The sequence below is a fragment of the Micromonospora sp. NPDC048040 genome (assembly GCF_055587185.1).
The window spans coordinates 1-2,525 of the sequence record NZ_JBVJGT010000135.1 but is presented as its reverse complement, the minus strand read 5'-3'; the positions used below and the strand labels follow the sequence as shown (position 1 = coordinate 2,525).

General features: G+C 68.8%; 2 protein-coding genes and 2 pseudogenes. 3 read left to right on the top strand and 1 reads right to left on the bottom strand.

Annotated elements, in window-relative coordinates; all coding sequences use genetic code 11:
- Together ACZ6O2_RS36465 and ACZ6O2_RS36460 are read left to right on the top strand one after the other, a co-directional pair.
- Positions 1-85, top strand: a pseudogene (locus ACZ6O2_RS36465) (IS5/IS1182 family transposase); the annotation flags it as partial.
- Positions 86-458: 373 nt separating this feature from the next.
- The gene (locus ACZ6O2_RS36460; RefSeq protein ID WP_466026212.1) at positions 459-1,847 is read left to right on the top strand and encodes a hypothetical protein; all 1,389 of its coding nucleotides are present in this window, start codon (positions 459-461) and stop codon (positions 1,845-1,847) included.
- Here ACZ6O2_RS36460 and ACZ6O2_RS36455 read toward each other — a convergent pair.
- Positions 1,833-1,988 carry a hypothetical protein gene (locus tag ACZ6O2_RS36455; protein ID WP_466026211.1) on the bottom strand — a complete coding sequence of 52 codons (156 nt, stop codon included), beginning with the start codon at positions 1,986-1,988 and terminating at the stop codon, positions 1,833-1,835. The two genes, ACZ6O2_RS36460 and ACZ6O2_RS36455, sit on opposite strands and share 15 nt — an antisense overlap.
- Positions 1,989-2,308: 320 nt before the next feature.
- Here ACZ6O2_RS36455 and ACZ6O2_RS36450 point away from each other — a divergent pair.
- Positions 2,309-2,525, top strand: a pseudogene (locus ACZ6O2_RS36450) (hypothetical protein); the annotation flags it as partial.

Sequence of the window (2,525 nt, the reverse complement as noted above, 5' to 3'; positions counted from 1 at the left end):
GCGGTGCTGTCCACGCCGCGCCACCGCGATCGTGCAGGCCATCCTTGTCCTGCACCACGTCGATGCGAACCGCTACGCAGGATGAAAATGGCTCACTGCAGGGAAGACGGCTGAGCCCCCAACTGCGCCAGACCCTCGGCAATCATCTGAGAGTGGAGGAAGACCGCTCGGTGCGTGACACCATCCAGAGGATGCTCGACCACTCGCACTGATCCACACGATCCCGCAGGTCCGCGGCCGTGCGGGCCGGCTCCGCCGGTGGCCCGGCACCGTTCGCCTACGACCGTTGCCGCAAGATTCCAAGATCCGTCACTCTTCTGTCGCCGACGCGCGTCACGCAGGGTAAGCAGCAAACGCGCGGCTCAACTTACGGTCGCGCCGAGACGAGAGCATGATCGCAGGCGAGCGGGGCCCGTGGTCAAGACGCGCACGTCGCGCTGCCCTTAGGCTTCGCGGTTATGACCGGGGCTTCTGCCATGTCGATGTTTGCGGCACTGCTGGACCGTTCGGTGGCCAGCATTGGGGAACTGGCGGCAGATGGTCGCCGTTTCGACCGGCAGGCTGTCGTCCGGATCGCGGACGTTTGGGACAACAACGCCTTTCCGCTGTTCGATGCGGCGCTCAGTCGGCCGGCGTGGTTGCGTGAGCGGCGCGCGAGGGCGGCGCTCGTGTGGATGGCGGATCTGGGGCCGTCCCGCCGGGCGTGGATGATCGAGCAGGCCGCGGTCGCCGGACACCGGTTGGAGCCCCTGCTGCCCACGCTCGTCCACCGTGCCGGGCACTACCGCGACTACCAGGGGCGGGTTCAGCCCGGCATCGCGCCGCTGACCGCGACGGCTGTCGCGAGCGTCGCAAAGGACTACGACCTGGCCCGCGCCGAGGTCCGGACGGTGCGGGTGGAACGCGCCGGGCAGGAGCTGTCCGGTTACGTCGCCCTGGCGGTGCCGCGCCGCTACGCCACCCGAGGCGAGCGCGGGGACGCGGTCGTGCAAGTGTTCCTCAGCGACGTCCGGGCCGTGCGATTCGACAGCGATGACGGGGCTGGTGCGACCTTGGCTGCGGATGCCGCCGGAGTCGAGGTCTGTGTCGGCGTCCAGGGGCGCCTTCGCGCGGCCTCGGCCACTGTGGGGTTCGACGACTCGTTGTGGCACCTGTCGCACGCCGGGCAGGCCGCCGACGCGTCCACTCCACGCCGCCGCGCCGGCCGGCGCAAGCCGCGGCAGGTCCAGCTGTCACTACCGCCCGGTGGGGCCGTGGATGCCGTCACCGTGCTCCACCAGGGGATGCTGGAGATCCGGTCGGTGCGTTACGCGCAGGCCGTCGGCCGGGTTTCGCTGCGGGAGTTGTGTGACACCTTCGCAGGCGCCGGTGACGCTGTGCTCACCGCTGCCGGTCGGCCCCGGGTGGCGCGCGACGATGCGTTGCGACGGTTGGCCGAGGGATGGCTCACCAGGAGTCCCCTCCTTGCCCACCGGATCGCCGGCCGTTTCGCAGATGACCACTGGGTTCACGCGCTGGTTCCGACCAGCTCACCTCGCTCCACGGTGGCCGGTCAACCAACGCAAGCGCAGGTCACGTTGGCCGACTACACCGCCGCCCACGCCTGGTATGGTGCGGTACGCGACGCCTCAGCAGTGGTCAACCTCGCCGTTCCCTGCGATGACGGCACGTGGGGGCTGCGGGCGGTGGAGTTCCAGCGACCGGCGCGGCTGGCGCTGCGCACAGCCGCGCTGACGGCCCCCCACGCCCTCTCGTACACCGCCGGCGAGTCGCTGTCCCTCGGCGACGACGCCTTCATCGTCACCTGCCACGAGCCGCACCCTGGTCATGGCTCAGTGCATGGCTGATCCGGATGCCGTACGTCCGGTCGTGGCGGATGGGTTGGTGGTCCGCTCCTTGTAGCGCTGGCCAGCCGTGGCGTCCTCACCTGCCGAGAACAGCGCACTTGCGATGATCAGCGGATGGAGGTTGCGCTGGAACCGCTGCATGGTGACTGGGTCGAAGCCTTTCGTCGTCGACCCATCGGGAGATGATCATCAAGTGCCTGCCGTGCGCTCAAGTTCCTGTCGGATCAGCCGGTCCGCGAGCTCGTAGTCGCCGTTGACTGCGGCTACAGCCGGCGGCATCACCCTCTTGGTCAAGATGGTGTGAGACACCTCGTGCGAGCGGGGTGCTGATCTGAGGGCGGGGATCGGAGATCCTTGTGTACGTGTCCACTTCATCTGGCCAGCAGTCGGCGTCCGGCGGCGGGGCTGATCCGGCGCCCAGGCCGTCGCGGCGGGTTTTCAGCCCGGAGTACAAGCTCGCGATGGTCGCCGAGTACGAGAACGCTCCGAACGGGGAGAAGGGCGCGATCCTGCGCCGGGAAGGCTTGTACTCGTCGCACATCATCGAATGGACACGAGCCCGTGACGCCGGGCACCTCGGCCGTGTAGGCACCCAGAAGGCGGATGCCGGCACGGTTGCCGCGGGACCGCGGGTGAAGAAATCCGCAGAGCAGATCGAGTTGGAGAAACTGCGCCGGC

What these genes read in the sequence shown, in the direction of transcription:
- ACZ6O2_RS36460 (WP_466026212.1), top strand. Translation starts at nt 459, where the DNA reads ATGACCGGGGCTTCTGCCATGTCGATGTTTGCGGCACTGCTGGACCGT.
- ACZ6O2_RS36455 (WP_466026211.1), bottom strand. Translation starts at nt 1,988, where the DNA reads ATGCAGCGGTTCCAGCGCAACCTCCATCCGCTGATCATCGCAAGTGCG.